Below are 20,493 nucleotides of genomic sequence, written 5' to 3' on the forward strand. Positions count from 1 at the left end.
AAGAAATGAAGCTTTCTCTCGAAGATCGATTGCTCCACACATTCGTATACATCGTGTTATTTATACTTTCTTTATTATCGCTATACCCTTTCTGGAATGCACTGGTCGTATCACTGAATTCAGGTACGGATACCTCCTTAGGCGGATTGACCCTATGGCCGAGAGACATGACGCTGGACAATTATCACGTGATTCTAAGCGATCCACGTTTTTTTAAAGCTTTAGGGATTTCAACGTTACGGACAATTTGCGGGACGATTGCCTCAATCTTTTTCACGGCGCTCCTGGCTTACGGGCTATCCAGAAAAGAAACGATGGGGCGCAAATTTTATATGATCATGGCCGTCTTTACGATGTATTTTTCCGGCGGCTTGATTCCAACCTATTTGTGGTTACGCGAGCTCGGTCTTTTCAATAATTTTTGGGTGTTGTTCATCCCTTGGACCATCAGCGTTTGGAATATGATCGTGTTCCGCACGTTTTTCCAAGAGCTGCCGGTGGAACTGGAGGAATCGGCTAAGCTCGACGGCTGCGGTCATTATGGTTTATTTTTTCGAATCGTTCTACGACTATCGGGTCCTGTCATTGCCACTTTGTCGCTCTTTCAAGCCGTCTTTTTCTGGAACGAGTGGTTTGCATCCGGAATTTATATTAACGATTCGAATCTGCTGCCGGTTCAAAATTACTTGATGAACATGATCAATTCGAATTCCGCCCAGGAAATGATCAGCCAGCTTAGCGGCGTATCCGGTAGCGTTGGCGATATGGTGACCCGATCGATTACACCGAAATCGCTGCAAATGACCGCTTTAATGGTCGTCAGTCTGCCGATTATTCTGGTTTATCCGTTTGTTCAAAAGTTTTTCGTGAAAGGCGTTATGGTCGGTTCGCTCAAAGAATAAGCGCATTTACAGGCATGGCCTTTAAATGATATCAATGACGGTCTGAAAGGGGTATCAACCATGATAGGGATAAGAAAGCTAGCCGTACTGCTTACCGGGGTTGTCGCTTCAAGTCTTCTACTGTCCGCATGCAGCAAGGAAGAACCGGCTCAAGCACCGGCCGCCTCTGCGAATGCGGCAGATAGTAACCCGTCTGCAGCTGTCGCGAAGTTTGGGGAACAGCCACTTGCGTACAGTTTTTACTCCAACTATGATTTTGCATCGCCGATCGGTTATGGCAACGACGTAACGACGAAGTGGCTGAAGGAGAACAAAAAACTGAATCTCATTGAAATCGGATCGAACGGTAACGCCAAACAGAAGTTCGGAGCGATGGTCGCTTCGAACGATCTTCCGGATGTCATTATGCTGGATCGAGGCTCATCGGAGTATACGACGATGCAGAAAAACGGCATGTTAGTCCCGCTTGACGATTATTACAAGAAATATCCTGTCCTGCAGAAGCTGGTGGATCCGCAGACCTACAATATGCTGAAGGCGGAAGACGGCCACATCTATGTCATTCCGAACTGGTTTGACAGCGCTCAGAATGAATATAAATATTCGAATACCGGGTGGACCGTGAATCGGAAGATATATGCCGAACTCGGAAAGCCTGAGTTGAAGACGTATGACGACTTGTACAATTACTTGAAGCAAGTTAAAGCGAAATACCCGGACGTGGTGCCCCTTGAACCTGGCATGACACTAAGTGGGATCAACATGCTATATAAATTGCTTTATGCCGGTTTCGGGGATAACCGGACGATTTGGAACATTGGCGATGTCCCCTCCTTCCCGAACATGATAACCAGTACGTTGGAACCCATTTTTAACGATCCTGCTTATAAGGATGCGTATAAGTTTTTGAACAAGCTCTATAAAGAAGGACTCGTTACGCAGGATATGTTTACGCAGAAGCTTGAACAAGTGCAAGAGAAGCTGAATACGGGACGGATTGCCGTAACCGGTTTTTCAAACATTACAGGTCAAGGTAATAACGCGAATGCCATTTTACAAGCGAAGGACCCTAATGCGGGCTATGATTTCATACCTTTCCTATATAACAAGGGCGTTGATCCGAAAACAGTAAATCCGCACACGTATGGAACGCTGGGCTGGAATGTGAATGTGATCACGAAAAAGGCCAAAAATCCGGAACAAATATTCCAATTTTATGATTGGTGGGCAGGGGAAGACGGGCAGCGTATCAATGCCTTCGGTCCTCCGGGACTTTTGTACGACAAGGTGGATGAGAACGGGGCGCCGATTGACAACGAAAAAGCGAAAACGATATCTCCACAGGAAAAGGCAAACTTAAAGTTTGGTCTTTTTAATCCGGAAGGCTCTTGGTTGTTCTATAAAATCGGACATTTCAAAAATGCACAAAATCCCAACGCGGTGAATTGGGGGAATGCCGCCAGCGAGTTTTTCGGTTCCTTTGCCAAGCTTAATGCCGATCAATTCAATAACATGTCGCTCGACCCTAAGTCTGACATCGGGATCAAAGAGCAGCAAATCAAGCAATTATGGTACGAAGCTAATGCCAAAATGGTGTTTGCCAAAACCGACGAAGAGCTCGAAGCGGTTTATAAAAAGCTGCAAGCGGATGTCACGAAGGCCGGCTATGAGACTGTGCTGGCGGAAAAAACAAAAATTTGGAAATCGAATCTCGACAAAATGAAATAACTAAAAATGAAATAAATAGCGTTAGTTCAAACAAGGGACAGATCGCCACGGCAGGCGGTTGTCCCTTGTTTCATTCCACTCCAAAAGAGGGGCTAACATTCGCCGGCAAAACGGCGGTGGTGACTGGAGCTGGCTCGGGAATCGGCCGGGCGTCCGCGTTGAAGCTTGCGCGCGCCGGAGCGAACATCTGCCTGCTTGATCTAATGGACGAGCGGACTAAGGACGTCGAGGAAGAGATTCGCGGCATAGGCATGGAAGTTGAGTGTTATGACGTTGACGTTTCTGATCCGGGTAGAATGGAGCATGCCATTCGCGCCGTATCAGAGCGCTTTGGCAGCATTGATATCGTATTTGCCAATGCCGGAATCAACGGCACGCTCGCTCCGATCGAGGACTTAACGCCTGAGGCGTGGGACGAGACGTTGGGGGTCAACTTGAGGGGGACTTTTTTAACGGTTAAGTACGCCGTTCCTTATATGAAAGAGAAGGGAGGCTGTATCATTGTGACGAGCTCGATTAATGGAAGCCGTAAGTTCTCTGGCTTCGGCATGTCAGCCTATAGTTCCTCGAAAGCCGGGCAAGTAGCCTTCACCAAGATGGCCGCACTGGAGTTGACCCGTTACCGGATCCGCGTCAACGCCATTTGCCCGGGGCGAATTGAGACAAATATCGGAGAGAACACAATGCGAACTAAAGAGGCTGATAAAATCAGAATACCGGTCGAATACCCGGAAGGTTCGGAACCCCTTGAACACGGGCCAGGGCGGCCCGAGCAAGTGGCTGATCTAGTCATGTTCCTTGCTTCCGACCAGTCCAGTCATATTACTGGCACTGAGATTTACATCGACGGGGCAGAAACCTTACTTTAGAAAGACTCCTATTAATTCGGAACCGGATTCACCTGGTTCATTAACTATTCTCGTCATTAAGCGCTGCGATCACCTCGGCAACGAGCCGGTTGGCTCCGGCGATAAGTCCTTCTGGATGATGTGACATGCCCAATCGCACTACGACCAAGTTCTGTGAAGGTACGATTACAACATGCTGCCCCATATTGCCCATGGCGAAAAATGCATCATGCGGTACATGGGGCATTCCCCATGGTAGTCCATACGGTGCATTGCCATTCGCAGCAACATTTATCCAAAAGCCTGCTCCATAGCCGGTATCAAGTGTCTGTGAAGACGAGAATTGAACCCACCCTTCCGGAAGGATACGTTCAGTACCGGCCATGCCGTCGTTTAAGTACAAGAGTCCAAAACGAGCCCAATCACGCGCGGATGCCAGCATAGACATCGCACCGTTAGGTGTGCCGGTCGCATCAAATTCAAGTGTTACATGTTCCATGCCAATCGGTCCGAACAGTTCGCGCTGTGAAAATTGTCTTACATCCGAGGCCCGACCACCAACGACGTCACGGATGATGCGCGAGAGAAGGATGTAGTTGCCGTCAGTGTAAGCCCATTGACTTCCAGGCGTCGCAACTTGTTTTGCACTCTCTGCAAAACCCGCCATGTCACGTTCGAGAAAGATCATTCTGGATGCGGGATCGAAGCCTGAACTCGTTTGTTTAAGCGCGAGGCCGCTTGTTTGCCGTAACAATTCTTCGATTGTAATCGTTTGGCGCGGATCTCTTTCATGATTCCAAGTTGCAATCGGTGCAGCTTGATCGACTTTCAGTTTTCCCTGGCGGACCAGAATGCCAATAAGTGCATTGGTGACTGATTTCGTTACGGAAAATCCCAATAACGGAGTATCCACTCCTATGCCAGTAGCATACCGCTCGGCGACGATCTTGCCGTCTTTGACCACAACAATCGCTTGAGTGCGTATATAGGGCGGTTGCTCACGTTCTGCAAAAGCACGGTCGAGCGCTGCACTAAGTTGTTCGTTCGTTGGCTCAACCACAGAAGTTCCCGCAATCTCGGGGGCCTGTGAACTCGTTGAGACAACTGGGGAATTAAAAGCAGGCGTTGTACTTAGATTGGCATCTTCATGTTTATGAACTAGCATGCAACCAATGCCTTTGCCGTACACGGCCTGGGTTTTGTAAAGTCCCCCAATAGTGGTTGAAACTTCATGCTTGTCACGGTCAACGGTGAAGTGAATCAAACGACTAATGATTCCAATTGCCCCTTCAGGCTTGACCATGTCGGAGTAAACTTGATGGGGATCAAGGTTGGAGACAAAGGTCCCGGAGCAGATTTCCTTGCTGGCGTATCCCGAAGCAACCATTAATGGTTGATAAAGGATAAAGCCTGTGCAAGCGGATAGTGCCATCACTGATGCGACCGTAAGCAAAGTAAATCTGCGTTTGTTTTTACTTCTAAAAAGGTTGGAAGATGGATTATTCAATAACGAGCTCACTCCTCACACTCTCAGGTATACACTGTATACCTGACATTATAAGTATACGATGTATACTAGTCAACCTTCTTGTTGTATACTACGGTTATACTATTTCTTGCGGGAGCGTTGAACTGTGTTCAATAATAACAATGATCAAATACCTGAAGATACTGATAAACGGAAAGACCCTGTTCGCCTTAGTCGAGAGGCCATCGTAGGACTGGCATTACATGTTGCTGATACGGAAGGAATCGATGCGGTAAGTTTTCGGCGTTTATCCCACGATTTAGGCGTAACCCCCATGGCCATATATCGGTATGTTCACAACAAAGATGATCTTCTAGATGCTATGACCGAACAATTGTTAACTTCTTTCGATACCTCGGCAGTAAAGGAAACGGATTGGCGGGAACAGGTTAGAGGGTTACTTTATGCCTTACGTCGAGTGCTGCTTACGCATCCCTCTGGCAAATTCTTGCTATCCAGACGGTCCGTGCCTTCGATAAATAGGCTCAAAATCTTCGAGACTTCGCTTGGCATCCTTCGCAATGCTGGATTCGGGCCTCAAGAAGCATTCTTAACTTTTGAATACCTGCTAAGTCAAGTCGTATCGTTGATTCTAACGGGCGATAGTTACTTTCAAGGGTCTGAAGAAGAACGCCAAGTGTGGGGAGCTAAATTATTGGAATTCTATGGCGGACTTCCGCAGCAAGAATACCCTTGGCTTGTAGAAGCAGCCCCGAATATTGCTGCTTGCGTCGATAAGGATCGTCACTTTAAGTTCGGTGCAGACCTTATACTGGCTGGAGTGGAGGCAATGGCGGTCTCATTACGATCAAATCATGCAGCTAATTTAAACCGTCTGGAGTGATTCCTCCTGACGGTTTTTTGTGTATCAATTTTGAGATGAATGGATGTTAGAGTCCGAGGTCGTCGATTTTTTCAATAAGTCTAGCGAAATTAACTTTCCGTTTATCGCGACAGCTGGAACAGCTTGAATGCCGTAGGTTTTGGCTATAAAAATTTAGACCTTAGGCATAGTTAACTTCCTCCTTCAGATAATTTTTTGATAATAGGGCATTGTTCCTTTGGAAGTGAGAGACCCGGTTCTTTAATAGCAAACTCTAATATAGATTTGAAATAACTTAGTTGATTGTTACCGCGGCAAATTGGCGCATTTCCTCAATAGGAAATTAATCTTCGTTCTTGTGAACATGTAAAAGAGTTTTAATTTCATCTAGGGTAAATCCTAAATCCTGTGCACGTTTAATAAACCGAATGTCTTCAACTGCTTCGTTAGAATACATCCTGTAACCGGATTCGGATCGAGGCGGATTAATGAGAAGTCCACGTCTTTCGTAATATGACTGTTTCAATATGAACATTTGAAGCTTTTGCTACTTGGCTTACAGTAACCAGTTCATTTCTAGTCCTCCTTCTATACAAGTATTAACCCTGTACCAAGGTACAAAGTCAATATAATCTTCTCAATCCGATAGGTGGGATATAAAAGAAAATGTATTGCTTTCGAATTGCCTGGGGGAGGGAGGCAATTAAATAAAAAAAATTATTGACTGATCGATCTGGAAATGATAATATGATTTCAGATCGATCAGTCTAGAATGAATGAGAGGGAAAAGAGGTGTTAAGGAGACGCAGAGAATAGATTTATTTTGGATTTTTCGGACTGATTAGTCAAAATAATGAATCAAATGGAGGAAAAGAACATGCAAAATCAAACATTAATACAAGAAGTGGTACGCGAAAGAGCACATCAAACATTCCGAAATCACTTGAAGCATCTGTCCGGTGGAGATATTAAGGCATGGGTAGAACTGTGGGAAGAGAACGGCGTGCTTGAATTCCCATACGGACCGGCGGGGTTCCCGGACAAGAAGGTAGGCAAGGTCGAACTATATGATTACATGCAGAATTTCCCAAAACATTTCGAAGTGGTGTTCACTGACCTTGAATTCCATCTGACGGTGGACCCGGAGCTGGTAATTGCAGAATTCAAGTCGGCCGGCAAGCATCGGGAAACGGGTAACCCATATAACCAGACGTACATTAGTGTTGTGGAAACGAAAGACGGTTTAATCACGCGCTACCGTGACTTCTGGAACCCTCTTGTCGCGATTGAATCGGTCGGCAGTGTAAATGATGCAGTACGTTTTTCTGAGTAACTTGGAGCATACAGTTAGCATAACTGCCTTTATGACCGCTACATTCCTTTTCTTGACTGAACGTTCCATTAGGGGTAGCATGGATGGGGAGAAAGGGGGAGATCCCTATGGCTAGAAGCAAGGAATTCGATACAAATCTTGTACTGCACAAAGCGATGGAGGTCTTCGGTCATTATGGCTATGAAGGCACCTCCTTGCCGCTGCTACTCGAAGGCTTGGGCATCGCCCGTCAAAGCTTGTATGATACGTTTGGCACGAAACGAGATCTTTTTTTGAAAGCTGTCAAACACTATGTGAACGAGAAGTCTTCCGCGGTTGTCGCCTATTTGGCGGAGACTACGCCTGTAAAAAAAGCCATTACCGATATCTTCCATGTAATCGGGGATACGCTGCGAGACGAGCAACGCCGGAAGGAGTGCTTTATTCTCTACAGTGCGATTGATCAAGTTCCTCATGATCCGGAGATCGCGGAGTTGTTCGAGCAGGATAAAATCCGGTTGGAACAAGCACTGTATGATGCGTTGGTACGCGGCCAGAAGCTGGGCGAATTCAGCGCGAACCGGGATATGCTGGCACTGGCACGTTATTTGTACCATGCGCGATATGGGTTGACGCAAGCAGCCAAATTGACGGATGACCCACTCGTTATCGAACAGATTACAGCAGTTACGTTGTCTGTGCTGGACCAAGAATGAAGCTTTGCAAGGAGCTTCATTCCTTTTTACCCAAAATAGACCGTTTGGTCAAAAATACAAGAGAATACAGACTAACTTGTCTGCATGCGAAGGAGAATGAAAGATGAACGGATCGAATTTCAAAGGCTTAGCGTTATTTATCCTGGCGATCTCACAGCTGGTCATGGCGCTTGATTATACAATCATTTTTGTAGCTATGCCGTCTTTAGGTAATGCGCTTGGTTTCTCGGCTAATCATCTGCAGTGGGTTGTGAGTGCTTATTCACTCGCTTTCGGAGGCTTACTGCTTCTAGGCGGGAGATTATCCGACCTGTTGGGGAGAAGGCGCATGTTTATAATCGCGATGGGGCTTTTCGGACTAGGATCGCTGCTTGGGGGACTGGCCGAATCGCAACTGATGTTAATTGCTGCCAGGGGACTTCAAGGTTTAGGCGGTGCACTGTTATCGCCAGCAACTCTGTCGCTCATCATGTCGAATTTCAATGAGGGTTCAGAGCGTAACCGGGCAATGGGCATATGGGCTTCCATGGGGGGTGTCGGCATGTCGCTCGGTCTACTCCTTGGTGGAGTGCTCACTAGCTATGTTGGATGGGAAGCTACCTTCCTGGTGAATGTGCCAATCGCGCTCGGCGTCGTTATTCTAGCACCTTTCGTGCTGAAGGAAAGCAAGGTATCGACTAGCAGCCAACATTATGATGCTGCTGGAACATTTTCGGTAACAGTCGGACTGCTGCTTGTTGTCTACTATTTGATTCAAGCTCCGGTAGAAGGCTGGTATAGCGCCTCAACACTTCCTTTTGTCTTGCTCGGTGCAGTGCTGCTGTTAGCTTTCGCAGCAATTGAGAAACGAACGCAGGAGCCGCTGATTTCCTTCCGCATGTTCCGTAACCGCAATTTGACAGGAGCCGCACTTACGGCATTCCTGTTCTCGGCTTCGTTCGGCTCGCTGTACTATTTTTTGACACTGTATACGCAAGGCATACTGCATTATTCAGCTATACAATCGGGGCTTAGCTTCCTGCCGCTGACACTGAGTGCTTTCGTTGGTGCCAAGCTGATCAATAAAATGCTTACCAAGGTCGGTGTGGCAGGTACTATCGTAACGGGGATGGGACTTGGGTTCGTAGGATTCCTGATGCTGACAGGCTTGTCCGAGAACGGATCGGCTCTAGGGATCATACCAGGAACCGTGATCATCGGTATCGGTCAGGCACTGGTCTTCACGACCATGTTTATCGCGGGGAGCTCAGGTATTAATCCGAAGGAGCAAGGCGTTGCCTCTGCATTGATCTCGACCGGTCAGCAAATCGGAGGGGCCATTGGACTGGCGGTTATTATGGCTATCATCTCGGCCAGCCTTGGTATGGGATCGACCCTTGAGCATATGCCGCAAGCGGATCTGAATCATGCCATCCATATCGCGTTCATAATCTCCGCCGTGATTACCTTACTTGGAATTCTGGTTGCCTTCTTTACTCTAAAGCTGCAGAAGCCATCAAATGTGGATGACATTCAAGTAACGGCCTCTCATTAACAGGTTATCCGCGGCTAGTTCGGTACGGTTACCGGGCGGAATTCATGAATAAGAAAGGCAGCCGGCGACCGGCTGCCTTTGTCTATTGAATCGGTTAATACAGTGACCGTTATGAATGTGGTACAATATTCCATATAATGAATGGAAAGAAGGAATTGTTATCCGAACAGTCTATATCTTATCGGGGCCAGCGGGAGTTGGAAAATCTTGACCCTTATTTGGAATGTAATTGATTATGTTACTTTTCCAGAAGAGGCTAACTGGCTCAACGGGAAACATCTCTTGGATACAAGTCAAAATAATGTAGATGCAATCCATCAGGTGGTTGATGAGATCATGAATAATAAACAATACAGGTTAGGATAAATAATTTCATACTGAAGAGCTATCTGGATCCAAGTCCCACGGGCAGAAACGTTTGATCCCCGCTATCGCCGACTAGAAATTAGTGAGAAGAGGTGTTTATTGATTAATTTAATGAATGGTTGTCGGGTTAAAATGATCATTTTGCTAATCGTACTTATTAACTTAGGTTGTAGTGTTACACATTCAGTAAGCACATCATCAACCGTTTCCTTATCGAAACAGTTAAAAAAAGAAATCCCAACAATCAAAAACATCAAATACACATTCACTAGACCCAATCTAACTATAAACATTGAGATGAGAGATGTTCCTACCGAAGAATCGGTAAATTCCATACTAGGTAACATTAAGGAATTCTCAACGATTGAGAACATAAATGAAATTGCAAAATCCGTAAAATGGAAAAGTGAGATTTACAATATTAATCTTATTATTCATAGTCCTTCAGAAAAAAAACCTCCCTTAAAATATTCTGCGAGTTATTTCAAAACGTTTGATGCTTCTGACACTTCAGAAAAAAACATTGATGGATACAAAACGTGGACGAAGTATGAGGAACCCTGATAAGGCTAAAGAATTTTTGAATGGGTATGAGAAACTCTGATTGAGTCCCGTTTTCTTTCAAGTAACATTCTATAAGAGTTGGGCAAAGATGAACACTGGAAAGATGAACATTAAACAATAAACCTCCAAACCACTTGCACAGTGGAATGGAGGGAGGAATGACTCGGATAACAACCGATTATTGCGTATTTCGATTAACTAACTGACGAGGATTGATGTTGTTCTGAATGTCCAACTTCGGCAAAGCGCCATCCGCGATTTGCTCCCAACCGACAATCTTGAAGTTCTGGTTGAGTTTCTTGCCGTTCTCTAGATTAGCGTCATCCTGTGAAACGAAGATACCGTTAGGGTAGTTAACTCCGAGACCGAAGCTCATTACATCGATTCCATCCGTCTCGCTCGTTCCGTCGATTTTATCACCATCCGCAATGTTGAATGTTGTCACGAACGGATTATTGCCTTCACGCTTATAAATGGCATAGCTGTTACTTCCTTGACTTGAAGCGATGAGATAACCCGCTCCATCTTTACCGTAATAGAGGGTGAGACCCTCGATATCATCTTGTAAACGCCGTCCATCCGCAATATCAACAGTCGCTAGAGGTTCTTTGGCACCATCTGGTTCAGCGCTGTATTTCCAAATCGCGAAGTCTTCTTCAGCGATATACATCGTACCATATTCATCATCGGCTACAAGTCCTTCTGATTGTGTTGCGAGATGCAGCTCACGAACGAGCTTGCCGGCAATTTTACCATTCCCGTTATCCGAGAGCTCATATTGTTCGAATTCGCCTTTTTTTCCGAGTACAAGTGCGTAAAATTTACCTGTTTTCAAGCTGTGGTATAAGCTGAATCCGTAAACTTCGCTCATGCTTGATTTAATCGGTTCGGCCACGATATTCGTCAACTCACCCGTATCCCCAGAGATCACAAATACGTCAATCGTATTCGTTGTGCGGTTGGACGCAGCGACGATATCGACCTTTTTGTCACCTAACGGGAAATCGTAACGCAGGTCGATATTGTTCATTTTACCGACTTTATAGGACTGCAATTGCTTGCCATTCAAATCATATACGAGCAAGCCTCCTGCTTTATTCGTAGCGACCAACTTACTCTTCGCCGGATCCTTCGGATCTACCCAAATCGCCGGATCGTCGGCTGCATCTTCCCCCGAGTCAACCGCTTCCGTCTCTCCCTGTGCTTTCACGGAGAAAGTTGGAATTATATCTTTTGAGTCCTGGTATTTAGCGTTTTCTGCAAGAATACTTTGCATCAACGATGCAGGAATAACCGTTTTTTCATTCACCAATTTAACTGGAGCGGATAGTTTGGCCTCTTTCCCAGCTAAGCGGTACTTCGCATCATCGATAGTTACGATCCCAGCAATGCCATTTTTCAGCTTGAATGTAACTGTACGATCTTCCATATCCCACATAATCTTCGATCCGATCTTCTCTAATTGTTCACGCAGCGGTACATAATCAGCCTCAGCAGCGTTCAGGTGTAGTGTGGGCAAGATCATCCCCGCGATTAATGTAGATGCTATTAACGTATGATGCTTTCTCATATTGCACAGTCTCCTTATATTTCATAATAGTCTCGCTTTAGGTTAAAGAATAACAAACAAAGATCAAAACTTAGTACAAGTTATGTAAACGGTTTGTAATATATGGAAGCAAATATCAAGACGATGTAAAACCGGCGCACATCGGCTGCCGTCATCTATTGAAGCAACGGGCAGCATAGTTAAGTTTTATTCAATTAAATCGACGATGAAATAAATGTTTCTTTGGCATCTCAGTTTCACCAAGCATATTCCAGGAGCCCTTTACTTTCAAAATTAATGTTTACCGACCCTAGTAACGCTTACTTGGTGTATTCATATATTTCAGGCACAACTCACTATCATCGTGTATCGAAAATCGATTGGATGACACTTGTAGTGAACGATTTACTTAACCATTATCAACAAGAGACTTCTCTTTACATAGATGGATATAACGAGTCAGTTGTCATTGATATACTCCCCATACGGTAGACAGGTAAAAGCCCTGCTACTGTGAGGGGAGCTTTTTCATGTTTAGAGGAAAAATGCTTTGGAGAAATTCGCTCCTGCAGGGAGAATGTACCAAGACCAAAGTCCAGCACTAAACTAAACCTTAGACAGTTATCACTATTTTATTTGTTTGCTAATCTTAATGTTGTAGTCAACAACTCGAGCGGGCCCGGGCGGCAGTCCAGATGGAGGACCAATGAACAAACTGAATACGACTAATGAATTTATGAAGAATAGGAACATGCAATGGTTAAGGAAGGTCGATCACAGCATATTTGTATGGTGCAATCAAAGGGTCAATCATTTCGTTCTGGATTGGTTGTTCGGAGTGATTACCCACATGGGCGGCGCGACGTTTACAATTCTATGCACCGTTTTAGTTATCTGGCTTGCACCCGATGCTTGGGGATCGGCCGGTCTGCAAAGTTTAGCGGCTTTGACTTTCAGCCATGTGATTGCCTTTATTATTAAGAAAAAAATGCGCAGAATTCGCCCATTCCGCGTCCTGCAGCATGTGAGAGTAGGGAAATTTCCACTTAAGGATTACTCGTTTCCATCCGGACATACTACAGCCATTTTTGCATTCGTCACTCCCTTTCTTTTCCTATCGTCACAGGGAATGGCTCTTTTATTGATCATCTTTGCTGGATTGGTTGCCTTTTCACGTGTTTATTGGGGATATCACTACCCAACGGATTGCGTTGCAGGAGGTACGATCGGAATGGGTTCTGCTTTGCTAGTGGTTTATCTGACAAATTCATTATGACCATGACACGAATGAGGTACAAGAACGGGTTGGGGGGGGATGCCGCCTCTTGAACGCTATGCAACGATTAGAGAATAAGTAAATAATAAGCCCTCGAGGAGTGTAAATATGGAGTGGATTAGCAATCTCTTTGTGCAGTATGGGTATTTTGTTTTAATTTTAGGATTGTTCGCCGAATCATTGGCCTTGCCTTTCCCAGGAGAATTGGCCATGGCGATATCTGGTCACATGTCTACTTTGGGGAGTTTGAATATCTCAATCATAATTTTCTGTTCTTATTTTGGGGCTATAGCGGGTACGACAGTTACTTATTATTTAGGTTATAAACTTGGTACCCCTTTTTTCGAAAAATATGGAAGATTCTTTTTTCTGAACCAAGAACGTATCATTACGATCACGAAATGGTTCAATAAATATGGCAACAAGCTCATTCTTGTCAGCTACTTTATCCCAGGTTTGCGGCACTTCACTGGCTATGTATCCGGCATTCTAAGGGTTCGGTTAGGCACCTTTCTCATCTATAACTTCACGGGCGGACTTGTTTGGGTATTCGCTTATGTCATGATCGGTAAAATTTTCGGAATAAAAATTGAGCAAATGCTACACATCATTTCTCAATACTCTATAGCGGCAATTATTGTATTGGTGGTTGGAGTGGTGATAGGATTTCACATTAAGCGTAATAAACAAGCAATTATAGATTGGTTACGAACATTAAACTGGCTTAAATAACAAAGACGAGTTGTTATCTGAAGATAAACAGCTCGTCTTTTTCTTGTTAACTTTTGAATACGAAGTCAGTGCGAATATGTGCATCTAATCTGGAGCATTTCCAGCACCCGATAGAAGCTTGTGAGAATAAGGTCGAGGTTAAAGCTTGTCTTAGCTACAGCGGCGATTGCACCGAATGCCCTTACATCTCATCCATGACAACAACTGTAAGGTGATAGGAACATTATCTCATTCCCGATTAATAAGAATTGATATTCACGCATGGAATGGTATACTAAGTATATCAAGATAAAGCGTTAGGGAGAATAAGATGGATACGCATTTATACGAACAGTTGTATATGCATATTGTTCATGAGATTCAACAGGGGAAATTGAAGGCCGGAGATCGTGTGCCATCCGAAAAAGAATTGGCCGAACAATTTGGCGTGAGCCGCATCACTTCCAAAAAGGCGCTCGAAAAGTTGGCGGAAGCGGGTGTTATCACACGTATTCAGGGAAAAGGGTCGTTTGTGGCCGATGGTCATCCTTCGGCTTTGAAACCAATGCGCCAATCGGAGGAAAGAACGAGTACGGTCATCCATTTTCAGCAAAGACCGCTCATCGGATTAATTATTCCAAGTTTCTCGGATGAATATGGCTTGAAGCTCCTTCAAGCCATGGAGAAGCAGAGCGCACTGCACGAGTGTGATCTAATCATTAAGAGGACCGGCGGCAGCAAAGAAGAAGAAGAGCATGCCATCCAGCTTCTTGTCAGCCTAGGTGTCAAGGGCCTAATCGTGACTCCCGTCCATGGCACGCACTATAATGCAGAACTCATTCGTCTTGTCTTGGCCAAGTTTCCTGTCGTACTGGTCGACCGGTATTTGAAAGGAATTCCGGTATGTTCCGTTTACACGGATAACCGAAAAGCTGCGCAAGATCTTACGCTTCATCTGATCGGGAAAGGCCATCAAGACATTGCCTATTTGTCGCCACCCGTCGAGAATACGTCAGCGCTGGAAGACAGGCTTCTGGGATATACTTTGGCTTTTACCTGGGAAGGGTTGAAGTTGAATCAGGAATATTGTCTAACGAATTTTACAGGCACCCGTTCAGGTTCATGGGCAGAGGATTTAGAGACGCTTAAGAGCTTTTTAGTACAGAACACCAGTGTAAAAGGATTTGTGGTTTCGGAATATCTGGTCGCCACCATGTTGGCTCAAGTCATTGACGCACAAGGAAAGCAGTTGGAAACCTACGATATCGTCTGCTTCGACTCATTAAACGATTTTTTGGGAAAGCCGATTTTTACCCATATTCAACAAGATGAGAAACGGATGGGCGAAGAAGCGGTGGATTTATTGATCTCGCAGATACATGGTGAAGTTATTACGGAACATAGAATTGTCGAACATAGAATGATCGTGCAAGAAGCAAGTATATCTAATTAACAGAGAAAGCCATGGAATTCCATGGTTTTTTGCTTTTTCTTATTAGACGTCTCCTTTCGTTAAAAAAATCATTTTTTTGTACATACATGTCGCAAAATCGTAGTGGACATGGTATATTTGCCCATATTATTATACTTAGTATACAAACATATTTTACCGGCTTGTTTGTATCAGGAAGTGTCATACTATTCTTGCTTTTCTGAAGGAGGTAACAGTATGTATCGGAGCAGTAATAAAATGTTATCCATCTCCACCTGTGTCTTGTGTGCATCCATGTTATTCGGGTGTTCGAAGGGGACTGAAACGACAAACACCACACCCAGTACGACGGCCCCGGCAGCAACTAGTGCAGCTACAACTGCGGCAAAGGAATCGAAAGCACCGGATGCAGCCAAAAAAACCATCACCATCACATATAGAGACGATGGTACTGGTGAGAACGGAACGCTATACAAATGGCTCAAAGATGTGGCTGCCAGCTATCCGAACAAAGATGTCGTTATCAAGCAGACGCCGATTCAGGCTTCGGAAGGCGACTACTTCGCGAAGATTGCGCTAGCCCTCAAATCCAAAGACACAGCACCGGATATCGTTACAGAAGACACCTTCATGTTAAACTCCGATGCCAGCGCCGGACTCTTGTCTCCTTTGGATGACAAAGTGAAGAGCTGGGCCGACTGGACAAATGGTTCCTTCATCGAAGCGATGAAAAAAGGGGTAACAGCCGCCGACGGTAAGATTTACGGCGTGCCGTATAATACGGACTCCCGGGGCCTCTGGTACAACAAGCAAATTTTCAAACAAGCCGGACTGCCTGAAGATTGGAAACCAAAAACTTGGGATGAAGTCTTGAGCGCAGCAAGAACAATCAAGGAAAAAGCAGCCAAGGACGTTGTACCTTTCTGGATGAATATGGGGAAAGCAACTGGCGAAGCGACTTCCATGCAAACTTACGAAATGCTGCTTTACGGAACAGGTGAAAGACTCTACGATGACTCAAGTTCGAAGTGGATCGTTAAAAGCCCGGGTATTTTGGATGCGCTTTCATTCGTTGATACCATTAACAAAGAGAAACTTGGCCCTCCACTTTCCAAAGTATTGAACGGCCAAGCGGGCAACTCCTCTGCTCGTGAATATTTGCCAAAAGGCAAACTCGGCATCTCCTTGGACGGTTCCTGGATTGCAGGCAACTATTTGCCGAATGGTGCTGCTCCATGGCCGGAGTATAAAGACGTTCTGGGCTTTGCTCCAATGCCGACAAGCAAAGGTCAAGCTCCAGGTTCCATTACTTTAGCTGGGGGATGGGCGCTGTCTATTCCTGCTAACGCTCAGCATAAAGATGAAGCTTGGGATTTCATCAAGTACGCCCTTAACAAAGAAAACACGCAAAAACTTGTAACTGCAAGCGGTAACATTACGGTTCGGGCGGACGTCGCAAAAGATCCGGGCTATACACAAATGCCATTTAATGCGATTGCTACGGAGTATTTGAAAAACGCGGAGTTCAGACCTGCTCGTGACAAATATCCAGAAGTATCCACACAAATTCAGACAATGGTTGAGTCTGTAGCAACGGGCACTTCTCCCGCAGATGCGATGAAGAAGTATCAGCAAGACGTAACCCGCATCGTTGGAGAGGATAAAGTCAGCGTGAAGTAATGGCAACACCTTGCCCTGGGGCCCTATTTGCGAATACGGGGTCCAGGGCAAGCCCAGTTTGCCCTACGATCACCAGGGAGAAAGGAGCGAACTTTGATGAGCAGTCCGGCAATCCCAGTAACATCGAGAAAGACGTATACATGGTTGTATTTTTTATTCCCTTCGTTGGCCGTTATGCTCGTTTTCTTCATCTATCCGATCTTGCTAACGTTTTTCTACTCATTTACGAACTTGGCATTGACCGGAGAATCCGCAAAACAACTGCAATTCGTTGGTTTTGACAACTATGTCCGCATGTTTGCGGATCCAACCGTAAGAATCAGTATCTGGAACACGTTAGTTTTCCTGATCGGCTCTGCTGTCATCGGCCAGCAAGTGCTGGGATTTCTGATCGCAATCTTGATGAAACGGAAAAATAAAACGTTCCGCCGCGTGATTGGTACTATCGTTCTGGCGGGGTGGGTAACACCTGAAATTGTATGCGCCTTATGTCTCTACAGCTATTTCGGCGACGAGGGTACACTAAACGCCATACTAAGTACACTAGGCATTCCGACGGTCACTTGGCTATATACCGTCCCTATGCTCACGATTATATTAGCGAACGTCTGGCATGGAACAGCCTTCTCTATGCTTGTCTTTCAAGCAGCACTTGACGATGTGCCGAAAGAAATCGAGGAAGCGGCGCTCGTCGACGGAGCCTCACGTTGGAAAATTCTAATTTTCATTATCCTTCCTTATATTAAAGGAACGATTACTACCAATGCGATGCTTGTTACTTTACAGACCTTAGGCGTATTCGGCCTCATTTATGCGATGACCGGCGGGGGTCCAGGCACAGCAACAACGACCTTACCCATCTTCATGTATAACCAAGCCTTCATTAACTATCAGCTCGGCTACGGTACGGCCATTTCTTTATTGCTCTTGCTTCTGGGTATTGTGTTGAGTTTGTTCTATATTCGCACTTTAAAAGAGTAAAACCACAAGGAGAGTTCGTATGACGGAGATATACCGTAAAGTCGTTTATCGCACCTTGCCCTACGCAGCGCTCACCTTCATCGGCATTTGTTTCCTGCTCCCACTCTTATGGGTGCTAGTTGCCTCCGTGGACCCTAACGCCATGCAATCGCTCAAGGTCCCCAGCTCTTTGACAGCAGGCAACTATATCGACGTGATCACTAGCAGCGCGAACCAGCGCGCATTTCTAATAGGACTCGTCATTTCGCTCGGTCAAGCTTTAATTGTCGTTTTATTAGGTCTGCTAGCGGCTTATCCACTGTCCAGATATCAATTGAAGTATAAAAAACCGTTCATGCTGACCATCTTATTTATGACCTCATTGCCAATCACAGCAGTTATGGTCCCTGTATATCAATTGTTTTTGACCTTAAAGCTTTATGACAATATCTTTGGCGTCATTCTCTTTAAAGTCGCCTCCGCCATGCCTTATGGCATCTGGATGCTCAAAAATTTCATGGATTCCGTACCGAACGAATTAGAAGAAGCGGCATGGGTGGACGGTGCGTCCATACTCGCAGGCATCCGCAGGATCGTCACTCCATTGATGATTCCGGGAATATGTACGGTTGCCATCTTTACCTTCTCCGGCAGCTGGGGCAACTTTTTCGTTCCCTACATTCTCTTGAATACGCCTGAGAAGTTCCCGGCGGCGCTCAAGCTATACCAATTCTTCGGGCAGTACGGCATGGTGGATTACGGTAAATTGGCAGCTTTTTCTACGCTCTATGCCATTCCATCCGTTGTCATGTATATTCTTTCTCAGCAATTTATGTCCAAAGGTTTCGGCCTCCAAGGTGGGAGCAAAGGGTAGCGTGAATGCATTTCATAGTAGCACGTTCCAACTACCATAAAAGAGTATTAAGAAAGTAAAGCCTTATTTATAGGGCTTTTTTTCATTTTATCTTATTTCACCGCGGCTAATGATGGTTACTTCCCAGGTTGGAATGTCTCGAATAACTCAACGATATAGCATGTTTAACCGTCTAACATAAAAAGAAATGGGGTGCTTGCATCATACGAACAAAGATAACTATCGGAGTACTTGTTGGCATCATCGGGGTGTTGGGAATGATCTTAGTTTTTAGTTTAACGACTGACACGAATACACATGAAAGGAATGAGATTATCCTTCATCATTTCAACAAGGGAGAAGTAGACCGTTTAAATGAAATGGTTCAACGTCATAAAGACGGAAAAGGTGATTATCTAATGCTCATTCCACCGATAATCGACGGCGGTTACTGGATACATGATGTGCATTCAAACGGTAGGGAGGTCACTTGGACCATCGATAATACCAGGGATGGAATGAGTTCTGAGCATGGTAAACAGGTTTACAAATGTAAGAGAATTAGTTTGGATGAAACAAAAGATCATTATGTGTATACTCTTAGTCAATGTGACAATGAAGGTGAGAAGAGCATACCCATTTTTAGCCTCCTTAAGGAAGATGTTTTATTGCGCTCCCTCGGAGACAGATTTTGAGTTTGCCACTTCTTTCTTTTTGGGAACCAAACATGGGAAGATTGGGGCTGCTTTTCATATTTCCTATGTTTATATTTCTTCAATATCTATGTAACCAGGATAATAATGAACGAGAGAGGAATGATACAATGTCGATTTCAAAGAGAAGGCAGATTTGGATAATATCCATGACGACATTGTTTTGTCAGTAGTACTTCAAAACTATATTGTAATGGAGACAATTTGCAAGTTGTTAGACGTGATTGATCTCTCCCTTTTTAATGGACTGACTCTTATAGAAATACACATAAGACAAACTGGAATAGTCATATAAATTGCCGTAAGAAAGCTCTGAGAGGGAGTGAAGGTAATCGATGTTTCAACCACACCCGGATAATACCGCAATTGTGATTACAGACCCACAAAATGACTTTATGTGTCCTGGGGGGAGAGGCTATCATCTGACAAAAGCAAATATAGAACGAAACAATACGATACAAAACCTTGAACTATTAATAAGTACTGCCATGAGTAAAGGGTACCAACTATTTATCTCACCCCATTATTTATACCCTCATGATTATGGATGGCAATTTACAGGAAATGAACAACAGATGTTATTAGGTCTTAGAATGTACCAAGTGGCAAATGTGTACACACCACCGTCATTTGGAGCTGATTTTGTTCATTCCTTAAAACCTTATATTTTTGATAGGAGAACCGTCGTTTCAACGCCACACAAGGTTGCTAGCCCACAAACGAATGACTTGGTTTACCAATTACGACAACATAGAAAAGAGAAGATCATTATCGCAGGAGTTCTTTCCAACATTTGTGTAGAGTCCCATATGAGGCATTTAATCGAAACTGGTTTTGAAACAGCTGTTGTCTACGATGCTACGGCAACAATTAGTGAAGAAGATTTTCAAGCAGCCGTTACGAATTACAAAGCATTTGCCAGTGCTAGTTGGACGACAATGGAAGCTATTTCATACTTATAAATCTATTGAGAAGAATTCGAGTGTTGCAAGTGAATG

20 protein-coding genes are annotated in these 20,493 nt (G+C 44.7%); 17 read left to right on the top strand and 3 right to left on the bottom strand.

The window, feature by feature from the left end; all coding sequences use genetic code 11:
• Window positions 1-5 precede the first annotated feature (5 nt).
• From PUT07_RS15985 to PUT07_RS15995, 3 genes are all read left to right on the top strand, one after another.
• Window positions 6-902 (top strand): carbohydrate ABC transporter permease, encoded by an 897-nt coding sequence (locus PUT07_RS15985; RefSeq protein WP_274469172.1) that lies wholly within the window; start codon window positions 6-8, stop codon window positions 900-902.
• A gap of 60 nt (window positions 903-962) precedes the next feature.
• Window positions 963-2,630 carry an extracellular solute-binding protein gene (locus PUT07_RS15990; protein WP_274469173.1) on the top strand — a complete coding sequence of 556 codons (1,668 nt, stop codon included), beginning with the start codon at window positions 963-965 and terminating at the stop codon, window positions 2,628-2,630.
• Window positions 2,631-2,695: 65 nt separating this feature from the next.
• Window positions 2,696-3,499: an SDR family oxidoreductase gene (locus tag PUT07_RS15995; RefSeq protein WP_274469344.1), complete on the top strand. Its 804-nt coding sequence runs from the start codon at window positions 2,696-2,698 to the stop codon at window positions 3,497-3,499.
• 40 nt (window positions 3,500-3,539) lie between these two features.
• Here the strand turns inward: PUT07_RS15995 and PUT07_RS16000 are convergent, their stop codons facing one another.
• Complete coding sequence (locus PUT07_RS16000) at window positions 3,540-4,985, bottom strand: serine hydrolase domain-containing protein (RefSeq protein WP_274469175.1); 1,446 nt, start codon at window positions 4,983-4,985, stop codon at window positions 3,540-3,542.
• A gap of 127 nt (window positions 4,986-5,112) precedes the next feature.
• Between PUT07_RS16000 and PUT07_RS16005 the strand changes: the two genes are divergently transcribed.
• Window positions 5,113-5,850, top strand: coding sequence for a TetR/AcrR family transcriptional regulator (locus PUT07_RS16005; RefSeq protein ID WP_274469176.1), 738 nt, complete (start codon window positions 5,113-5,115; stop codon window positions 5,848-5,850).
• A gap of 322 nt (window positions 5,851-6,172) precedes the next feature.
• Here the strand turns inward: PUT07_RS16005 and PUT07_RS35445 are convergent, their stop codons facing one another.
• Complete coding sequence (locus tag PUT07_RS35445; RefSeq protein ID WP_338000759.1) at window positions 6,173-6,364, bottom strand: MerR family transcriptional regulator; 192 nt, start codon at window positions 6,362-6,364, stop codon at window positions 6,173-6,175.
• 342 nt (window positions 6,365-6,706) lie between these two features.
• Between PUT07_RS35445 and PUT07_RS16015 the strand changes: the two genes are divergently transcribed.
• The 5 genes from PUT07_RS16015 to PUT07_RS16035 all read left to right on the top strand — a co-directional run bounded on the left by PUT07_RS16015 (window position 6,707) and on the right by PUT07_RS16035 (window position 10,321).
• Window positions 6,707-7,162: a nuclear transport factor 2 family protein gene (locus tag PUT07_RS16015; protein ID WP_274469179.1), complete on the top strand. Its 456-nt coding sequence runs from the start codon at window positions 6,707-6,709 to the stop codon at window positions 7,160-7,162.
• Between the two features lie 107 nt (window positions 7,163-7,269).
• Window positions 7,270-7,857 (top strand): TetR/AcrR family transcriptional regulator, encoded by a 588-nt coding sequence (locus tag PUT07_RS16020; RefSeq protein WP_274469180.1) that lies wholly within the window; start codon window positions 7,270-7,272, stop codon window positions 7,855-7,857.
• Window positions 7,858-7,960: 103 nt separating this feature from the next.
• Entirely contained in the window at window positions 7,961-9,391 is a 1,431-nt protein-coding gene (locus tag PUT07_RS16025) for an MFS transporter (RefSeq protein WP_274469181.1), read from the top strand.
• 207 nt (window positions 9,392-9,598) lie between these two features.
• Window positions 9,599-9,757: a hypothetical protein gene (locus tag PUT07_RS16030; RefSeq protein ID WP_274469182.1), complete on the top strand. Its 159-nt coding sequence runs from the start codon at window positions 9,599-9,601 to the stop codon at window positions 9,755-9,757.
• A 99-nt stretch (window positions 9,758-9,856) separates the two neighbouring features.
• Complete coding sequence (locus tag PUT07_RS16035) at window positions 9,857-10,321, top strand: hypothetical protein (protein WP_274469184.1); 465 nt, start codon at window positions 9,857-9,859, stop codon at window positions 10,319-10,321.
• Between the two features lie 178 nt (window positions 10,322-10,499).
• On the opposite strand, the gene PUT07_RS16040 is transcribed toward PUT07_RS16035, so the two are convergent.
• The gene (locus tag PUT07_RS16040) at window positions 10,500-11,891 is read right to left on the bottom strand and encodes a phytase (RefSeq protein WP_274469185.1); all 1,392 of its coding nucleotides are present in this window, start codon (window positions 11,889-11,891) and stop codon (window positions 10,500-10,502) included.
• A 685-nt stretch (window positions 11,892-12,576) separates the two neighbouring features.
• On the opposite strand from PUT07_RS16040, the gene PUT07_RS16045 reads away from it, so the two are divergent.
• The 8 genes from PUT07_RS16045 (at window position 12,577) to PUT07_RS16080 (ending at window position 20,457) form a co-directional block, all read left to right on the top strand.
• Complete coding sequence (locus PUT07_RS16045) at window positions 12,577-13,146, top strand: phosphatase PAP2 family protein (RefSeq protein WP_274469186.1); 570 nt, start codon at window positions 12,577-12,579, stop codon at window positions 13,144-13,146.
• A 108-nt stretch (window positions 13,147-13,254) separates the two neighbouring features.
• Window positions 13,255-13,878, top strand: coding sequence for a DedA family protein (locus PUT07_RS16050; RefSeq protein ID WP_274469187.1), 624 nt, complete (start codon window positions 13,255-13,257; stop codon window positions 13,876-13,878).
• 310 nt (window positions 13,879-14,188) lie between these two features.
• Window positions 14,189-15,310, top strand: a complete 1,122-nt coding sequence (locus PUT07_RS16055) for a GntR family transcriptional regulator (RefSeq protein WP_274469188.1) — start codon at window positions 14,189-14,191, stop codon at window positions 15,308-15,310.
• A 216-nt stretch (window positions 15,311-15,526) separates the two neighbouring features.
• On the top strand, window positions 15,527-16,969 hold the full coding sequence (locus PUT07_RS16060) for an ABC transporter substrate-binding protein (RefSeq protein ID WP_274469189.1): 1,443 nt from the start codon (window positions 15,527-15,529) through the stop codon (window positions 16,967-16,969).
• Window positions 16,970-17,065: 96 nt separating this feature from the next.
• Entirely contained in the window at window positions 17,066-17,950 is an 885-nt protein-coding gene (locus PUT07_RS16065; RefSeq protein ID WP_274469190.1) for a carbohydrate ABC transporter permease, read from the top strand.
• 19 nt (window positions 17,951-17,969) lie between these two features.
• On the top strand, window positions 17,970-18,803 hold the full coding sequence (locus PUT07_RS16070) for a carbohydrate ABC transporter permease (protein WP_274469191.1): 834 nt from the start codon (window positions 17,970-17,972) through the stop codon (window positions 18,801-18,803).
• 257 nt (window positions 18,804-19,060) lie between these two features.
• Entirely contained in the window at window positions 19,061-19,477 is a 417-nt protein-coding gene (locus tag PUT07_RS16075; protein WP_274469193.1) for a DUF4362 domain-containing protein, read from the top strand.
• A gap of 353 nt (window positions 19,478-19,830) precedes the next feature.
• On the top strand, window positions 19,831-20,457 hold the full coding sequence (locus tag PUT07_RS16080) for an isochorismatase family protein (RefSeq protein ID WP_274469194.1): 627 nt from the start codon (window positions 19,831-19,833) through the stop codon (window positions 20,455-20,457).
• Window positions 20,458-20,493 lie beyond the last annotated feature (36 nt).

Source organism: Paenibacillus sp. MAHUQ-63 (genome assembly GCF_028765165.1).
Taxonomy (GTDB): Bacteria; Bacillota; Bacilli; order Paenibacillales; family NBRC-103111; genus Paenibacillus_E.

What these genes read in the sequence shown, in the direction of transcription:
- PUT07_RS16025 (WP_274469181.1), top strand. Translation starts at nt 7,961, where the DNA reads ATGAACGGATCGAATTTCAAAGGCTTAGCGTTATTTATCCTGGCGATC.
- PUT07_RS16050 (WP_274469187.1), top strand. Translation starts at nt 13,255, where the DNA reads ATGGAGTGGATTAGCAATCTCTTTGTGCAGTATGGGTATTTTGTTTTA.
- PUT07_RS16055 (WP_274469188.1), top strand. Translation starts at nt 14,189, where the DNA reads ATGGATACGCATTTATACGAACAGTTGTATATGCATATTGTTCATGAG.
- PUT07_RS15985 (WP_274469172.1), top strand. Translation starts at nt 6, where the DNA reads ATGAAGCTTTCTCTCGAAGATCGATTGCTCCACACATTCGTATACATC.
- PUT07_RS16080 (WP_274469194.1), top strand. Translation starts at nt 19,831, where the DNA reads ATGTTTCAACCACACCCGGATAATACCGCAATTGTGATTACAGACCCA.
- PUT07_RS16075 (WP_274469193.1), top strand. Translation starts at nt 19,061, where the DNA reads ATGATCTTAGTTTTTAGTTTAACGACTGACACGAATACACATGAAAGG.
- PUT07_RS16070 (WP_274469191.1), top strand. Translation starts at nt 17,970, where the DNA reads ATGACGGAGATATACCGTAAAGTCGTTTATCGCACCTTGCCCTACGCA.
- PUT07_RS16060 (WP_274469189.1), top strand. Translation starts at nt 15,527, where the DNA reads ATGTATCGGAGCAGTAATAAAATGTTATCCATCTCCACCTGTGTCTTG.
- PUT07_RS16065 (WP_274469190.1), top strand. Translation starts at nt 17,066, where the DNA reads ATGAGCAGTCCGGCAATCCCAGTAACATCGAGAAAGACGTATACATGG.
- PUT07_RS35445 (WP_338000759.1), bottom strand. Translation starts at nt 6,364, where the DNA reads ATGTTCATATTGAAACAGTCATATTACGAAAGACGTGGACTTCTCATT.
- PUT07_RS16020 (WP_274469180.1), top strand. Translation starts at nt 7,270, where the DNA reads ATGGCTAGAAGCAAGGAATTCGATACAAATCTTGTACTGCACAAAGCG.
- PUT07_RS15990 (WP_274469173.1), top strand. Translation starts at nt 963, where the DNA reads ATGATAGGGATAAGAAAGCTAGCCGTACTGCTTACCGGGGTTGTCGCT.
- PUT07_RS16015 (WP_274469179.1), top strand. Translation starts at nt 6,707, where the DNA reads ATGCAAAATCAAACATTAATACAAGAAGTGGTACGCGAAAGAGCACAT.
- PUT07_RS16045 (WP_274469186.1), top strand. Translation starts at nt 12,577, where the DNA reads ATGAACAAACTGAATACGACTAATGAATTTATGAAGAATAGGAACATG.
- PUT07_RS16040 (WP_274469185.1), bottom strand. Translation starts at nt 11,891, where the DNA reads ATGAGAAAGCATCATACGTTAATAGCATCTACATTAATCGCGGGGATG.